The sequence below is a fragment of the Rhizobium sp. X9 genome, assembly GCF_018873185.1.
Lineage (GTDB): Bacteria > Pseudomonadota > Alphaproteobacteria > Rhizobiales > Rhizobiaceae > Agrobacterium > Agrobacterium oryzihabitans.
On the sequence record NZ_CP071311.1, the window covers coordinates 1,911,431 to 1,927,320 of the forward strand.

13 protein-coding genes are annotated in these 15,890 nt (G+C 59.8%); 1 reads left to right on the forward strand and 12 read right to left on the reverse strand.

Annotated features, from left to right (window positions below; genetic code table 11):
* Positions 1-159: 159 nt before the first annotated feature.
* From lpxC to JZY08_RS09465, 5 genes are all read right to left on the reverse strand, one after another.
* Positions 160-1,116: a UDP-3-O-acyl-N-acetylglucosamine deacetylase gene (gene lpxC / locus JZY08_RS09445; RefSeq protein ID WP_216329997.1), complete on the reverse strand. Its 957-nt coding sequence runs from the start codon at positions 1,114-1,116 to the stop codon at positions 160-162.
* Between the two features lie 272 nt (positions 1,117-1,388).
* Positions 1,389-3,140 carry a cell division protein FtsZ gene (gene ftsZ, locus JZY08_RS09450; protein ID WP_082182642.1) on the reverse strand — a complete coding sequence of 584 codons (1,752 nt, stop codon included), beginning with the start codon at positions 3,138-3,140 and terminating at the stop codon, positions 1,389-1,391.
* A 92-nt stretch (positions 3,141-3,232) separates the two neighbouring features.
* Complete coding sequence (gene ftsA, locus JZY08_RS09455; RefSeq protein ID WP_003513208.1) at positions 3,233-4,564, reverse strand: cell division protein FtsA; 1,332 nt, start codon at positions 4,562-4,564, stop codon at positions 3,233-3,235.
* Positions 4,561-5,484 (reverse strand): cell division protein FtsQ/DivIB, encoded by a 924-nt coding sequence (locus JZY08_RS09460; RefSeq protein ID WP_281357772.1) that lies wholly within the window; start codon positions 5,482-5,484, stop codon positions 4,561-4,563. Before JZY08_RS09460 ends, ftsA begins: the two co-directional genes overlap by 4 nt.
* Complete coding sequence (locus JZY08_RS09465; protein ID WP_035242234.1) at positions 5,481-6,407, reverse strand: D-alanine--D-alanine ligase; 927 nt, start codon at positions 6,405-6,407, stop codon at positions 5,481-5,483. Before JZY08_RS09465 ends, JZY08_RS09460 begins: the two co-directional genes overlap by 4 nt.
* 542 nt (positions 6,408-6,949) lie before the next feature.
* Between JZY08_RS09465 and JZY08_RS09470 the strand changes: the two genes are divergently transcribed.
* Positions 6,950-8,254: an MFS transporter gene (locus JZY08_RS09470; protein WP_216329998.1), complete on the forward strand. Its 1,305-nt coding sequence runs from the start codon at positions 6,950-6,952 to the stop codon at positions 8,252-8,254.
* Between the two features lie 168 nt (positions 8,255-8,422).
* On the opposite strand, the gene JZY08_RS09475 is transcribed toward JZY08_RS09470, so the two are convergent.
* Genes JZY08_RS09475 through mraY form a run of 7 tightly spaced genes read right to left on the reverse strand, consistent with a single transcriptional unit; the run spans position 8,423 to position 15,883 of the window.
* Positions 8,423-8,638 (reverse strand): hypothetical protein, encoded by a 216-nt coding sequence (locus JZY08_RS09475; RefSeq protein WP_253204007.1) that lies wholly within the window; start codon positions 8,636-8,638, stop codon positions 8,423-8,425.
* A gap of 54 nt (positions 8,639-8,692) precedes the next feature.
* Positions 8,693-9,658 (reverse strand): UDP-N-acetylmuramate dehydrogenase, encoded by a 966-nt coding sequence (gene murB, locus JZY08_RS09480; RefSeq protein ID WP_216330000.1) that lies wholly within the window; start codon positions 9,656-9,658, stop codon positions 8,693-8,695.
* Entirely contained in the window at positions 9,655-11,070 is a 1,416-nt protein-coding gene (gene murC, locus JZY08_RS09485) for a UDP-N-acetylmuramate--L-alanine ligase (RefSeq protein ID WP_216330001.1), read from the reverse strand. Before murC ends, murB begins: the two co-directional genes overlap by 4 nt.
* The gene (murG, locus tag JZY08_RS09490; RefSeq protein ID WP_216330002.1) at positions 11,067-12,203 is read right to left on the reverse strand and encodes an undecaprenyldiphospho-muramoylpentapeptide beta-N-acetylglucosaminyltransferase; all 1,137 of its coding nucleotides are present in this window, start codon (positions 12,201-12,203) and stop codon (positions 11,067-11,069) included. Before murG ends, murC begins: the two co-directional genes overlap by 4 nt.
* 6 nt (positions 12,204-12,209) lie before the next feature.
* Positions 12,210-13,364 carry a putative lipid II flippase FtsW gene (gene ftsW, locus JZY08_RS09495; protein WP_003494886.1) on the reverse strand — a complete coding sequence of 385 codons (1,155 nt, stop codon included), beginning with the start codon at positions 13,362-13,364 and terminating at the stop codon, positions 12,210-12,212.
* 5 nt (positions 13,365-13,369) lie between these two features.
* Positions 13,370-14,779 carry a UDP-N-acetylmuramoyl-L-alanine--D-glutamate ligase gene (gene murD / locus JZY08_RS09500; protein ID WP_216330003.1) on the reverse strand — a complete coding sequence of 470 codons (1,410 nt, stop codon included), beginning with the start codon at positions 14,777-14,779 and terminating at the stop codon, positions 13,370-13,372.
* A gap of 3 nt (positions 14,780-14,782) precedes the next feature.
* Complete coding sequence (gene mraY / locus JZY08_RS09505) at positions 14,783-15,883, reverse strand: phospho-N-acetylmuramoyl-pentapeptide-transferase (RefSeq protein WP_003494882.1); 1,101 nt, start codon at positions 15,881-15,883, stop codon at positions 14,783-14,785.
* Between the last annotated feature and the right edge of the window lie 7 nt (positions 15,884-15,890).

The window sequence follows — 15,890 nt, forward strand, 5'->3', positions numbered from 1 at the left end:
AGGGCAACGCAATGATGACGCATTAACGCATTTTTATGGCATCCGCCCGCGCAATCGCATGAATATCAGGCGATATTAGGAAACATCTCGCCCGCATTACGAAAAAGCCGCCCCGAAGCGGAGCGGCTTTTCCTGTCAATCAATAGCCTGCAAACAAACTCAGGCCGACCAGGGGGCGAATTCCGGCATGTTGACCGGAACGAATTCGCGGGCACGTACCTGATTGCGGGCGGCCGGAGCCTCGACGATCTCATAGGCCGTGCGGTCGCTCAGGAGAGCCTTCAGCGCGTTCGCATTGACCTTGTGGCCGCCGCGATAGGAGCGGTAGGAGCCGATGAACTGAGCGCCGGCAAGCGCCAGGTCGCCCACGGCGTCCAGCGTCTTGTGGCGGACGAATTCATCCTTGGCGTAACGCAGGCCTTCCATGTTGATGACGCTGTTGTCGTCGGAGATGACAACCGAATTTTCAAGCGAGGAGCCGAGTGCATAACCGGCGGCCCACAGGCGTTCCACGTCACGCATGAAACCGAAGGTACGGGCGCGCGAAAGCTCGTTCTTGAACGTATCCGCCGTCAGGTCGCCCTTCCAGGACTGCTTGCCGATCAGCGGCGCGTCGAAATCGATATCGACTTCGAACCGCGTGCCGTCATAGGGACGGAACTCTGCCCAGGATGCACCCGAATCAATGCGGACCGGCTTGATGACGCGAATATAGCGACGCTTTGCACCGAGATTCTTGATGCCGGCCGATTCGATCGCCTCAATGAAAGGTGCGGAGCTGCCATCCATGATCGGCGCTTCCGGACCGTCAACTTCAACGACGAGGTTATCGAGGCCCATGGCGTAGATGGCGGCCATGACGTGCTCGATCGTTGCCACTGACTGGGATAGCGAACGGCCGAGCACGGTGCACAGGTCGGTATTGCCGACATTGGCAGACACCGCCTTCAACTCGGTTACACTGCCATTCTCGTGAAGGCGATGGAACACGATGCCCGTTCCGGCTTCTGCAGGCTGGAAGGTCATCGAAACCGGATTGCCGGAATGCACGCCAATGCCCTTGAGCTGAACAGCATTTGCGATAGTCGTTTGAAATCCGAGCAGTCCGATAGTCATGCGTATGTGCCTTGTTTTGCAAACCGCGCCGCTTCATGAAGCGCCGTTCAAGTTTTTCAAGCCGGTTTTTAAGGACCGGCAAAGTCAATGTTTTCCTCTACCCAGCCTAATACATACGCACATGTACGTGCCACGACAAATCACTGTTCGTTTCGGATTGTTACACGCGTAAATCATTGAAAACGTGAATTAATTTACTGTTAATAACGCAAAATAAACAAAACGCCCGGATCGTGTGATCCGGGCGTTTCAAGAGGCGTATGGAATCGCTCTTAGTTGGACTGGCGGCGCAGGAAGGCCGGGATTTCCAGCTGGTCGTCGTCGTGGTGGCTGGCCGAAGAAGGCGTCGCACGACCGTGATCGTCAAGCTGGCCACGACGCGGTGCGTAGAGGCTGGCTTCCGGCGAAAGCGGGGCGCGGCGCTGCTGCGGTGCCATGCTCGGCGCATCCATCATGTCGGAGGGAACTTCTTCCTCTTCGCGGCGGCCAAGCGAGTTGGTGATGCGCTTCAGAAGACCCATCGGGCCACGCTCTTCCTGGGCAGCAGGAGCGGCGTGGGTGCGGTGGTCCAGCTCGGCCTTGACGACCGGCGGGAAGTCTTCGACCTTCGGCATGCGCACCGGCTCGGGCTGGCGGGCAACCGGGGCGGGTTCCTGGTAGACAGGAGCCTGCGGCTGCTGCAGGCGCGGAGCCGGAGCGGCAACCTGTTCCGGGGCATGGTAGACCGGTGCCTGGGCAACCGGAGCCGGAGCGGCCTGCTGAACCGGCTGGGCCGGACGGAGAACCGGTGCTTCAGCCGGGGACGATGCGAACAGCTTGCTCTGCGGACGGAAATCCTGGGCCGGCTGCTGGTGTGCCGCGAAACCGAGTTCACGTTCCATTTCGGCTTCCGCCGAACGGATGGTCTGGGCGATCTGGTCTACGGTCTTTGGTGCCTGCGATGCTGTCTGGGCAGGCTGAACTGCGGCCGGAGCCGAAGCAACGGCCGCGGAAGGACGGATAAGCGGCTTGGCGGCAGCAGCGCGCATTTCGGCAACGTTCTGTTCGCCGATACCCGCAACGCGGTCGATGCCGGTGGCAACGACGGAGACGCGGATGAGACCTTCCAGAGCCTCGTCGAAGGTTGCGCCGAGGATGATGTTCGCATCCGGATCGACTTCTTCGCGGATACGGGTTGCAGCCTCGTCGACTTCGAACAGGGTAAGGTCGCGACCACCGGTGATGGAGATCAGCAGGCCCTGTGCGCCCTTCATCGAGGTTTCGTCGAGCAGCGGGTTGGCGATGGCCGCTTCCGCAGCCTGCATCGCACGGCCCGGACCGGAAGCTTCGCCGGTACCCATCATTGCGCGGCCCATTTCACGCATGACCGAGCGAACGTCGGCGAAGTCGAGGTTGATGAGACCTTCCTTCACCATCAGATCGGTAATGCAGGCAACGCCGGAATAGAGAACCTGGTCGGCCATGGCGAAGGCGTCGGCAAAGGTCGTCTTGTCATTGGCAATGCGGAAGAGGTTCTGGTTCGGAATGACGATCAGCGTATCGACGGACTTCTGCAGTTCCTCGATGCCCTGTTCGGCAAGACGCATGCGGCGGCCGCCTTCGAAGTGGAAAGGCTTGGTGACGACGCCGACCGTCAGGATGCCCTTGTTGCGGGCCGCCTGTGCGACAACGGGTGCTGCACCCGTGCCGGTGCCGCCGCCCATGCCGGCAGTGACGAAGCACATGTGGGTGCCGTTCAGGTGATCGATGATCTCATCGATGCATTCTTCAGCGGCGGCGCGGCCGACTTCCGGCTGGGAACCGGCACCGAGACCCTCGGTGACGTTGACGCCGAGCTGGATGACCCGGTCTGCCTTCGTCATGGTCAGTGCCTGCGCATCCGTGTTGGCGACGACGAAGTCGACGCCCTGGAGGCCAGCCGTGATCATGTTGTTGACAGCGTTACCACCGCCGCCACCGACACCGAAAACGGTGATGCGTGGCTTCAACTCGGTGATATCAGGCTTTTGCAGCTGTATCGTCATTTTACCATTCCTTCTTTCTCTGGCCGCATCGCCCCGCTGGCCGATTCTTGAAAACTCAACTCTGAAACCTCCGGCTTACGCCACAAGGCCACTCAAAAACTCTCTTTCAGCCATTGCCCTACCCGGGCTATCCGGCCGCTACCCGTACCAAACGGCGAGAACATTCCGCCTTGCGCCGCATGAATTTCGATATCCGCCACCTGCGGATAGATCATCAGTCCGCAGGCGGTTGAAAATGCCGGTCCCTTCGCCGCAACCGGAAGACCCGCAACCCCCATGGGGCGGCCGATACGAACGTTGCGGGCAAGAATGCGCCGTGCCGTTTCCGGCAGCCCCGTCAGCTGGCTTGCGCCGCCGGTCAGGACAACACGCTTGCCGACGATGGGGCTGAAGCCGGACTTCTGGATACGATCACGGATCAATTCCAGCGTCTCTTCGATACGCGCCCGCACGATGCGGGTTACAAGTGCTCTTGAAACTTGCGATGGTTGATCGCGATCATCTTCGCCAATCGGCGGGATCGAAATCATGTCGCGCTCATCCGCGCCATTCAGCAAAGCCGAACCATGCACCACCTTCAGTCTCTCCGCATCTTCGATTCGTGTCGAGAGGCCACGTGCAAGATCTGTCGTAACGTGATGGCCGCCAAGGCCGATCGCGTCGGTGTGAATGAGACGGCCTTCGGCGAAAACCGAAATCGTCGTGGTGCCGCCGCCCATGTCGATAGCCGCACAGCCAAGTTCGACCTCGTCATCCACCAGCGCCGCAAGACCGCTGGCATAAGGCGTCGCCACCATGCCTTCGACCGAAAGATGCGCGCGGTTGACGCAAAGTTCGAGGTTCTTCAGCGCCGTGCGCTCGACCGTCACGACATGCATGTCGACGCCGAGAAGGTCGCCATACATCGACAGCGGATCGCGGATACCGCGCTCGCCGTCCAGCGAATAGCCCGTCGGCAGCGAATGCAGGATCGCCCGATCCTGACGCATGGACTGCTGGCTTGCCGCCACCAGAACCTTGCGCAGATCGCTTGCTTCCACTTCCTGGCCGCCGAGATCGATGCTCGCGGTATAGATGTCGCTCGCCAGTCGTCCTGCCGAAACATTGACGATCAGGCTGTCGACGGTAAGCCCCGCCATGCGCTCGGCCGCATCGACCGAAAGACGGATAACGCCTTCCAGCGCGTCCAGATCGGCGATCACACCGGATTTCACGCCGCGCGAACGCTGGTGGCCAATACCGATGATTTCGACCTTGTGGGTGCGGCCGGGCAAGATTTCGCTTTCCTGACGCGGCGTCAGCCGGCCGATCATGCACACAACCTTGGTCGAGCCGATGTCGAGAACAGAAACGATGTGGCTGCGCTTGGAGGAAAGCGGCTTCAGACGAGGCAGGCCGAAATGGGAAGAACCAAAAAAGCTCATGTGTTCTTCTCCGCTTTCTTGAGTGCCTTCGTGCGTGCATCCACCGCGGTCTGGCGACGGGCTGTCGCGCCCTCGGTCAACTGGATCGTCGTGCGATCCGCCAGCCGCAGATCGACGGCGGCGACATCACGGGACAGGACTTTTTCCTCGAGATCGAGCCGCGCGAGCAATTGCAGCGCCTGCGGCAGGTTTTCTTCCGGCAGCTTGACGACGATGCCGTTGTCGAGATGCAGATCCCAGCGGCGCCCGGCAATGCGCACATAGGCGCGGACACGGGTGCGGATTTCCGGCCAGTCGGCCAGCTGCTGGACAAAGCCGGCAGCGCCCGTTTCCGCATCACGTCCGACGAAAAGCGGCAGGGCGGCGAATTTATTGTCGCGCAGCGGCGCGATCACGCTGCCGCTTTTTTCGATCAGCGACAGTTCCGAACCGTGCTGCCAGATGCCGAAGGCCTCACGCTCCTTCAACCGAACCTCAACCGTCTTCGGATAGACCTTACGGATATCGACATCTTCCACCCAGGGAAGCTGGACGAGCTTGCGACGCGCAGCATCGATATCGAGCGCAATCAGCGAGGTGCTGCCGTCGAGGCCGAGAAGCTGGAAGACCTCGATTTCGGAAGTCTGCAAATTGCCGGAAACCTTGACGTCTTCAACGGCAAAACCAGCGGCCGATGTCGTGGTCTGGGTAACGATATTGGTGTGTCCGCCGAGCGACATGCCGTAAAGCCCGGTCACCGCGTAGAAGGCGACGGCAGAAATGGTGCCGGTATGGGCCGGAATGTGAATGCGCCCGGTCGCGAGGCTGACGCAGAAGCGCACGACGCGACGCATCGGACGCGGCAGCACCCTGCGATCGTCGGCATTGGCCGCCGCCGCATATTGCTCGCGCTTTTTTGCCGTCGACTTTTTGCCGATCACCGCAAACACGAAGCGTCCTCCACCATCCAGCTGACAAGGTTACCAAAGGAGCGGCCAGCATGAGCCGCCATTTCCGGCACCAGGGAGGTCGGCGTCATGCCCGGCTGCGTATTCACTTCAAGCCAGATAACTTCGCCATCTTCTGAGAAGCGGTCGTCGTAACGAAAGTCTGAACGGCTTACGCCACGGCACCCGATCGCCTGATGTGCCATAACCGCCAGTGTTTGAATTTTTTGGTAAATTTTCGGTGAAATTTCTGCCGGAATGACATGCTTTGAGCCACCGGCAGCGTATTTAGCGTCATAATCATAGAAATTGTGACCGAGCGGCACCACTTCCGTGACGCCAAGCGCCTCGCCGTCAAGCACACCGCAGGTCAGTTCGCGGCCATGAATATAGCGCTCGACCATCACCTGATCGCCGTAACGCCATTCCGACGAGGTAAGAATCTGCGGCGGATGCGACTGGTCTTCCTTGACGATGACAACACCGAAGCTCGAACCTTCGCGCACCGGCTTCACCACATAGGGAGGCGAAAGCGGATGCTCGCTGGTGAAATCGAAGCGGTTCATGACGCGCTCGACAGCAACCGGAACACCGGCAGCCGCGGCCACTTTCTTCGCCTGCGCCTTGTCCATGGCGAGCGCCGAAGCAAGCACGCCGGAATGGGTATAGGGAATGGCAAGATATTCGAGAATGCCCTGAATGGTGCCATCTTCACCGAAAGGCCCATGCAGGGCATTGAAGGCGACGTCGGGACGCAATTCATCGAGCACGGCGGCGACATCGCGGCCCACGTCGACACGGGTAACCTTGTACCCCTCACCCTCAAGGGCGAGCGCGCAAGCGTTCCCCGACGACAGGCTAACCGGCCGCTCCGAAGAAAACCCACCCATAAGAACAGCTACGTGCTTGCCGCTCATCGATACCTCTGACACCAACTCTCCGTTACAAACCACGCCCAGACCGACCGAATTTACGAACGGTGATTCTGGCACATGATCCTTGAGATCAGTTAAACGCCATTAAGGTTAATGAATCGTTTACTTTCGTTAACCGCCGCGCCCAACATGCCGAGTTCCGTTAAAGAATCAGCATCGATCCGGATTCCCTCCTTGGAATCAGAGAGTTGCACGGATTGCAACATGCAGCTTTTCAATGATCGGAAATAAAATGGCAGCGCTGCGCCCGCTTTTAACCGATGAAGGCAAGACCGAAACGTTAACGGGAGGCGCTTTTCCCCAGCGAAAATAATCTGCCGTTTCAGCATTTTAAAACGATGGCCTGAATCAGTCTCTCAATCGCCGGATCGCGCTTCAGGAAGGCACAACAGCAACTGTCGCATTCATAGATCACATTATTTGCAATATTTCTTTTTTAGCATTCCATAGGAACAAAAATTGCGTTAACGCAGTCATCGCCTCCCAAGGCACTACATTCCACTCCTCTGAAATGGAACCAAACCATGACTGACGCGATATCTTCGGTATCGTCGACAGCTGGCAATTCGAACGTTGTAAAGACAAATTCGCCTGCACGAGTTCTCACTGCCAGCCTGGTCGGCACGACCATCGAGTTTTTCGATTTCTACGTTTATGCCACGGCCGCAGTGCTCGTGTTCCCGGCATTGTTCTTCCCGAACAACGATCCGATGACGGCGCTTCTGGCATCCTTCGCCACCTTCTCCATCGCCTTTTTCGCCCGTCCGCTCGGCGCGGTCGTGTTCGGTCACTACGGTGACCGTGTCGGCCGCAAGACCACGCTTGTTGCAGCCCTTCTGACGATGGGCGTGTCGACGGTCGTGATCGGCCTTCTGCCGACCTATGAGACGGCAGGCGTTCTGGCGCCGCTGTTCCTGGCGCTTTGCCGTTTCGGTCAAGGCTTCGGCCTTGGCGGCGAATGGGGCGGTGCAGTTCTTCTCGCTACGGAAAACGCTCCTCCCGGCAAACGCAGCTGGTACGGCATGTTCCCGCAGCTCGGCGCACCTGTCGGCCTGTTCCTCTCCTCCGGCGTCTTCTGGATTCTCCTCCACTTCATGTCGCAGGAGGCCCTTTTGAGCTGGGGCTGGCGCATTCCCTTCGTCGCCTCGATCATCCTGATCGCAGTCGGTATGTGGGTTCGCCTGTCGATCACCGAAACGCCCGACTTCCAGAAGGCTATCGAAAAGGAAGAGCGTGTGGCCGTGCCGGTCGCGGAACTGTTCCGCAACCACAAGCGCAGCCTCGTGCTCGGCACTTTCGTGGCGCTGGCCACCTTCGTTCTGTTCTATATCGGCACTGCCTATCTGCTTTCCTACAACGTCAAGGTCCTGAAAATCCCGTTTCTCGACGCCCTGGAAGTGCAGATCGTCGGCTCCATCGTCTTCGGTATCTTCATCCCGATCGCCGGCAAGCTCGCCGAGAAATTCGGCCGTCGTGAGATCCTGATCCTGACGACGGTGCTGATCGGCCTGTTCTCCTTCCTGCTGCCCAGCCTGATGACTGGCGGCGAGGGCTCGATCTTCATCTTCGCGGCCCTTGCCATGACGCTGATGGGCATGACCTACGGTCTGATCGGAACGGCGCTCGCCGCCCCCTTCCCGACCCGCGTACGCTACACCGGCTCGTCCATCACCTTCAATATGGCCGGCATCTTCGGCGCATCGCTGGCGCCTTACATCGCCACGTGGCTGCAGGTGAATTACGGCATGGGATATGTTGGTTATTACCTCTGCGTCTCCGCCATCATCACGCTGGCGTGCATCCTGCTTTCCCGCAAGGACGAAGTCTGAACCACATAAAATCTCGACAGCAAAAAGCCCGCGAAACACCTGTTTCGCGGGCTTTTATTTTCGCTACCAATCAGCGTCCCGGATGTTTGTAGTGGTCGTATGCCAACCAGCATAATCCTATTGCCGAGACCAGCCAGGGAAATACATACCAGATGAATATTTGCGAGGTCATAATCTCAAGCCTCCAAGCACACGTCTTGCAATCAAATGTAGTATAACGGCCCCTAAAATCCAACCAGTCATGACGACAACGCTGAAAATACTCGTAGAGGTCGGCGTCAATGATAACGCCTGACCGACTACACCCAGGGCAATAAAGGCCGTGGAAAGCCGGTCCAGCGCATTGGCCAAGAGTTTGCGGCGCTCGTTGGAAACGATATCCAACCGACGCCGCTCCCGCTCATCCTCAACCGTTGCCCCGTCGCCGGCCATTCACCCTCAAGCCCCCAGGAAAGGCTCCACTTCCCGACCCGGCATGAACAAGCCAAGGCGCTTGATTTCCCATTCCAGCCGGATGCCGGATTTTTCGAATACACGCTTGCGAATGGTCTCGCCCAGATATTCCAGATCGTAACCGGTCGCATGGCCGGTATTTATCATGAAATTGCAGTGCAGCGACGACATTTGCGCGCCGCCAATGACCAGACCACGGCCACCGGCTTCGTCGATCAGTTCCCAGGCGGAATGACCTTCGGGGTTCTTGAAGGTCGATCCGCCGGTCTGTTCGCGGATCGGCTGCACGGTTTCGCGGTGATGCCGCACGGCGTCCATATCCGCGCGGATCTTCGCACGGTCTTCGGGATAACCCTCAAACAGCGCGCCGGTAAAGATCAGGCCCGCATCCGCGCCGGAATGGCGATAGCTGTAACCCATGTCGGCATTGGAAAGCACATGCTGGTTGCCCTGGCGGTCGACCGCATAGACCTCCACGACACGCTCGCGCGTTTCACCGCCATTGGCGCCCGCATTCATGCGCAGCGCACCGCCGATGGAGCCGGGAATGCCGTAATAGAAATGGAAACCGCCAATGCCATTATCCATGGCCATGGCCGCAATATGCTTGTCCGGGCAGATCGCGCCGGCCTTGATGCGGTTTTCACCGGCAAGCTCTACCTGGCCGAAGCCCTTGGCCGACAGACGGACGACGACGCCAGGAATGCCACCATCGCGCACCAGAAGGTTCGAGCCGACGCCGACCACGGTCAACGGCACGTCTTCCGGCAGAATTTTCAGGAAGGTAATCAGATCGTCGGCATCGTGCGGCTGAAACATCACCTCCGCAAGACCGCCGGCTCTGAACCACGTCACGCGGTCCATGGGCGCATCCGGTGTCAGACGTCCCCGCAATTCATTTACCCCGTCGCCGAGCCTCCCCAGCAATTTAACCCCATCGACCTGTCTCATTCAGACTTTCCTGATATGCTCTTCAATTCCGAAGGCAGCGCTGCTGCCCATTGCGTGATATTCCCAGCCCCCAAGAGAACCACGAAATCACCCGGATTCGCAATGCCTGCAACCACGGAGGCGAGATCTTCCCGTTTTTCGAGAAAACGGGCGTCGCGGTGACCGGCGGCCTTGATGGCCGAAACCAGCGCTTCCGAGCTCGCGCCTTCGATCGGATCTTCGCCCGCGGCATAGACCGGAGCAAGGATAATCGTGTCGGCATCGTTAAAACAATGCGCGAAATCGTCAAACAGGCTGGAAAGCCGGCTGTAGCGGTGCGGCTGGTGCACGGCGACGATGCGGCCCTTGCAGGCTTCGCGCGCCGCCGCCAGCACGGCCTTGATCTCGACCGGATGGTGGCCGTAATCATCGAAGACCTGTACGCCGTTGGCTTCACCCGTCAGCGTGAAGCGGCGCTTGACGCCGGCAAAGGAGGCAAGCCCCTTCTTGATGTCGGCTTCCGAAATGCCGAGACGATTGGCGACCGCAATCGCGGCCGTGGCATTCGACACATTGTGGCGACCGGGCATCGGCAGGACGAGGTCCTTGAAGGAGAATATCTTGCCGGTGCGGCGGCGGCGGATTTCCACGTCGAAGATCGACCGCGTGCCGTCGATGCGTACATTCGAAAAACGCACGTCGGCCTGCGGGTTCTCGCCATAGGTGATGACCTTGCGGTCCTCGATCCGGCCGACCAGCGCCTGCACTTCCGGATGGTCGAGGCACATGACGCCAAAACCGTAGAACGGCACGTTCTCGACAAACTGGCGGAACGCGGCGCGCACGGCATCGAAATTGCCGTAATGGTCCAGATGCTCGGGATCGATATTGGTGATGACGGCCACATCGGCCGGCAGCTTCAGGAAGGTGCCGTCGGATTCATCGGCCTCGACCACCATCCACTCGCCCTCGCCCATCCGGGCATTGGTGCCGTAGGCGTTGATGATGCCGCCATTGATGACGGTCGGGTCAAGATTGCCGGCTTCCAGCAGCGTCGCGACCATGGAGGTGGTCGTGGTCTTGCCGTGCGTACCGCCGATGGCGATGGCATTGCGGAAACGCATCAGCTCCGCCAGCATTTCGGCACGGCGAACGATCGGCAGGTGTTTTTCCCGCGCGGCGATGAGTTCCGGATTGCTTTTCTTGATGGCGGTGGAAACCACCACGACCTCGGCATCACCGATATTATCCGCCGTATGGCCGACAAAAACCTCGATACCCTTGTCGCGCAGGCGCTGCACATTGGCGCTATCGGCCTGATCCGACCCCTGAACGCGATGGCCGAGATTGTGAAGCACTTCGGCAATGCCGCTCATGCCGATCCCGCCTATGCCGATGAAATGGACAAGGCCTATGGCTTTCGGCATCTTCATGCCCCAACTCCTTCATTCTTCTTCTTGAATTCCTGTACGGACTGGCCGGAAGCAATTGCCTCGACCAGATCGGCCAGCACATCAGCCGCATGCGGTTTACCGGTCGCCTTTGCCGCCGCCGCCGTCGCGCTCAAACGGTCAGGCTCGGAAAGCGCCGACGACAAAAGGCTGGAAAGCTTCTGCGGCGATAGTTCCGCCTGCTTGATGACGTTTGCGCCGCCGGCTGCTGAAAGCGCTGCCGCATTGGCGGCCTGATCGTGATCCAGCGCATGCGGATAAGGCACGAGGATCGACGGACGGCCGATGACCGACAGTTCCGACACCGTCGAAGCGCCGGAACGGCTGATGACCAGATCGGCCTCGCCAATACGTGAAGCCATGTCGCCGAAGAAGGGCGAAACATCCGCTTTCACGCCGAGCTTCTGATAGGAGGCGATCACGCTGTCCTTGTCTTCGGGGCGAGCCTGCTGGGTGACGACGATGCGCTTGCGCTGCTCGTTCTTCAAAAGGCAGATCGCTGCCGGCACGGCGCTGGAAAAGAACTGCGCGCCCTGGCTGCCGCCAAAAACGACGAGCTGGAACGGTTCATCCGTCTGCGAGGGTGTATAGGGTATCTCCGACGCCGCCAGCACCGCCGGGCGAACGGGGTTGCCGGTGGCCACGGTCTTGTCTGAATATTGGCCGTTGGCGGGCGGCAGGAAACCGCCGGCAATTGCTTTCACCCGGCCGGCCAGCGCTTTGTTGGCGCGGCCCATAACCGCATTCTGCTCGTGAATGATCGACGGCACGCCAAGCCCGGTCGATGCCAGAAGCGGCGGCACGGTGGGATAACCACCGAAGCCGACAACCGCGACCGGCTTCAGCTTCGTGACCAGCCGGCGCGCTGAACGCAACCCTGTCCATAATTTCCACAGCGAACGCGCCACGGAAATCGGGTTCTTCGAACCGATGGTGGCAGATGGCACCACATGAATTTCATCCGCCGGGAACTTGCCGGCATAACGCTCGGCGCGGCTGTCGGTGACGAGATGCACCTGATAACCGCGTTCTTTCAGCGTATGCGCCAAAGCCTCAGCTGGAAACACGTGACCGCCGGTTCCCCCGGCGGCAAGAAGAACAATACCCTTGCTCATGATACTTTACTCCGCGGGAACGCCGGAACCGACGCGGAAGAAACTCCGCTCCTGCGCCCGCTTTTCGGGTCTGTGGCGTGTCAGCGCCAGAAGGAAGCCGGCGGTCACGCAGATCGCCATCATCGACGAACCGCCATAGGAAATCAGCGGTAGAGTCATGCCCTTGGCGGGCATCAGTTCCAGATTGACGCCGATATTGATCATCGACTGCATGCCGATCTGCAAAACGAGGCCGGCCACGGCGAAGCGGCAGAAATCGTCCTTTTCCTTGAAGGCGTGCGACAGGCCGCGCAGCACGATGAAGGCGAAGATCGCCACCAGGAACATGCAGAAAACGATGCCGAATTCTTCCGCCGCCACCGAGAAGATGAAGTCGGTATGACTGTCCGGAATGATGCGCTTGACGATGCCCTCGCCCGGTCCGCGTCCGAACCAGTCGCCGCGAATGATCGCCTCGCGCGCCGTATCCACCTGGAACGTATCGCCTTCGCCCGTCCAGAAACGGTCGATACGGCCGGCAACGTGCGGCAGCAGCAGATAGGCGGAGATGATGCCGCCGACGCCGAGACCGCCGAGCATGATGATCCAGAACCACGGCACCCCGGCCATGAAGAACATGCCGCCCCAGACCACGGAGGTCAGGATCGTCTGGCCGAAGTCGGGCTGGGCGATCAGGAGCGCCGCCACAATGCCGAAGGTGATGATCGCAAAGAGGTTACCCGGAATTTCAGGATGGCGTGCCCGCTCGGCGAAAAGCCAGGCGCAGACGATGACGAAAGCAGGCTTCATGAATTCCGATGGCTGGATGGAAAAGGTGCCGATGGAAATCCAGCGTCTCGCACCCTTGACCTCGATGCCGAAGAATAGCGCGAAGATCATCATCAGCAGCGAAGCGATAAGCATGATGACCGCCACGCGCCGCACCTGACGCGGCGACAGGAAGGACAGGCCGACCATGATCGCCAGCGACGGCACCATGAACATCGCCTGACGCTCGACGAAGAAGAAGCTGTTGAGACCGATACGCTCGGCAACCGCCGGTGACGCCGCAAAGGACAGCATCAGTCCGATGCCCATCAATGCGATGAACGCCGCCAGAAAGAAACGGTCGATGGTCCAGAACCATTCCGCGACCGGACCGCGATCAACTCGGCTTACCATGGCCTTCAGCCCCCTTTTCCAGAGTCAACCAGCATCGTCATGCCATCGAGCGCCGCAACCTGCGCGACGAACGAATCACCTCTGATCTCAAAGTTCTTATATTGATCGAAGCTTGCGCAAGCCGGGGATAACATCACGATATTGCCGGCCGTCGCATCTTTTTCCGCATCCGCGGCCGCATGTTGTAAAGCCTTGTCCAGCGTGCCGGATATTTCATACGGCACAGCCTCGCCAAGCGTCGCGGCAAATTCCGCTGCCGCCTCGCCGATCAGATAGGCCTTGGCGATGCGGGGGAAGAGCGGCGAGAGGCTGGTGATGCCACCCGCTTTTGGCAGGCCGCCGGCGATCCAGTAGATGCGGTCGAAGCTTGAAAGCGCCGGTGCAGCAGCATCGGCATTGGTAGCCTTGCTGTCGTTGACGAAGGTGACGTTGCCACGGCGTCCGACAGGCTGCATGCGATGCTTGAGGCCCGGGAAGGATTTGAGACCGGCCCGAATCTCGTCTTCGGTAACACCGACCGCAAGGCAGGCGGCAATTGCCGCCGCCGCATTCTGCGCATTGTGGCTGCCGCGAAGGGTCTGGATGCCGTCGAGATCGACCAGCAGCGCGGACGTGCCACCATGCGCCCGCAGGATGCGGCTGCCCTCAGCATAAAGACCTTCGGAAACGACATTGCGTTTGGAAATGCGCTCGACCTTTACCCCGGCACGCTCGATACGGTCGGCGATCAGTGTCGAATGACTGTCATCCACACCGACAATTGCCGTGCCGCTGCCAGCCACCAATCGCTCCTTGACGTCAGCATAGTGCTGCATCGTGCCATGCCGGTCGAGATGATCGGGCGTCAGATTGAGAAGAATTCCGGCGGTCGGATTAATCGTTGGCGCGAGATCGATCTGGTAGGACGAGCACTCGACAACATAGAAACGTTGCGCCTTCGGCGGATCGAGGCTCAGCACCGCCGTACCGATATTGCCGCCCAGCTGCGTATCGCGGCCGGATGCCTTGAGAATATGCGCGATTAGCGCCGTCGTTGTGGACTTGCCGTTGGTGCCGGTAATCGCGATGAAAGGGCAATCCGGCGCATGAGCGCGGCGCTCACGGATGAAAAGCTCGATATCGCCGATGATCTCGACACCCGCTGCCTTGGCAAGGTCCACCGACCAGTGCGGTTTCGGATGCGTCAAGGGCACGCCGGGCGCCAGCACGAAGGAGGAAAAGGAGGGCCAGTCTATCGTCCGCAGGTCCGCCGTCGTAATGCCTTCGGCTTCAGCCTTGGCGACGCTATCGGGATTGTCGTCGAAGGCGACGACCTCCGCCCCACCCGCGACCAGTGCGCGGGCGGTGACGAGACCCGAACCGCCAAGCCCGAAAAGCGCGACCTTCTTACCTCTGAACGACGTGACCGGGATCATCGCTCACCTCAGCTTCAGGGTGGCGAGGCCGAGCAGCGCGAGGCCAACGGAGATGATCCAGAAACGGATCACCACCTGGCTTTCCGTCCAGCCCTTTTTCTCGAAATGGTGGTGGATCGGCGCCATCAGGAACACACGCCTGCCGGTTCGCTTGAACCAGAAAACCTGGATGATAACCGACAGCGTTTCCATGACGAAGAGACCGCCGACGATGACCATGACGATCTCGTGCTTGGTGGCGACAGCGATGGAGCCGATGAGGCCGCCGAGCGCCAGCGAACCCGTATCGCCCATGAAGATGGCGGCAGGCGGCGCGTTGAACCACAGGAAGCCGAGGCCCGCGCCGATGACCGCGCCGACAATGACGGCGAGTTCACCCGTGCCGGGCACGAAATTGATCTGCAGGTAATTGGCGAAAACCGCGTTACCGGCAAGATAGGCGATCACGCCAAAGGTAGCAGCCGCGATCATAACGGGCACGATGGCGAGACCATCGAGACCATCCGTCAGGTTCACGGCATTGCCCGCACCGACGATGACAAAAGCACCGAACAGCACAAAGAAATAACCGAGATTGATCACGAATTCCTTGAAGAACGGAAACGCGATAGAGCTGCCGAGCGTGCCGCCATGCGGGGCGGAAGCGAGCGCCATCTTCATCATGAAGAACACGGCAATCGCCGCGATCAGGAATTCGATGCCAAGACGCGCCTTGCCGGAAAAGCCCTTGTCGCTCTGCTTCGTTACCTTCAGGTAATCATCGTAGAAGCCGATGGCTCCGAAACCGAGTGTCACCATCAGCACGGCAACGACGTAGACGTTCGACAGGTCACCCCACAGCAGCGAGCCGCCGAGAATACCCGCAAGGATCATGAGCCCGCCCATGGTCGGCGTGCCGGCCTTCTTGAAATGGGTCTGCGGCCCGTCGGCGCGGATCGGCTGGCCCTTGCCCTGGCGCACGCGCAACGAGTTGATGATCGCCGGTCCAAACAGGAAGACGATCAACGCAGAGGTGAACATCGCCGCACCCGCCCGGAAGGTGATGTAGCGGAAGAGGTTGAAGACTTGAACTTTATCCGACAGTTCGACGAGCCAGATCAGCATAATTGCC

Excerpts from the sequence above, each read along its gene's own strand:
- lpxC (WP_216329997.1), bottom strand. The coding sequence starts at position 1,116 with ATGACTATCGGACTGCTCGGATTTCAAACGACTATCGCAAATGCTGTT.
- ftsZ (WP_082182642.1), bottom strand. The coding sequence starts at position 3,140 with ATGACGATACAGCTGCAAAAGCCTGATATCACCGAGTTGAAGCCACGC.
- ftsA (WP_003513208.1), bottom strand. The coding sequence starts at position 4,564 with ATGAGCTTTTTTGGTTCTTCCCATTTCGGCCTGCCTCGTCTGAAGCCG.
- JZY08_RS09465 (WP_035242234.1), bottom strand. The coding sequence starts at position 6,407 with ATGAGCGGCAAGCACGTAGCTGTTCTTATGGGTGGGTTTTCTTCGGAG.
- JZY08_RS09470 (WP_216329998.1), top strand. The coding sequence starts at position 6,950 with ATGACTGACGCGATATCTTCGGTATCGTCGACAGCTGGCAATTCGAAC.
- murB (WP_216330000.1), bottom strand. The coding sequence starts at position 9,658 with ATGAGACAGGTCGATGGGGTTAAATTGCTGGGGAGGCTCGGCGACGGG.
- murC (WP_216330001.1), bottom strand. The coding sequence starts at position 11,070 with ATGAAGATGCCGAAAGCCATAGGCCTTGTCCATTTCATCGGCATAGGC.
- murG (WP_216330002.1), bottom strand. The coding sequence starts at position 12,203 with ATGAGCAAGGGTATTGTTCTTCTTGCCGCCGGGGGAACCGGCGGTCAC.
- ftsW (WP_003494886.1), bottom strand. The coding sequence starts at position 13,364 with ATGGTAAGCCGAGTTGATCGCGGTCCGGTCGCGGAATGGTTCTGGACC.
- murD (WP_216330003.1), bottom strand. The coding sequence starts at position 14,779 with ATGATCCCGGTCACGTCGTTCAGAGGTAAGAAGGTCGCGCTTTTCGGG.
- mraY (WP_003494882.1), bottom strand. The coding sequence starts at position 15,883 with ATGCTGATCTGGCTCGTCGAACTGTCGGATAAAGTTCAAGTCTTCAAC.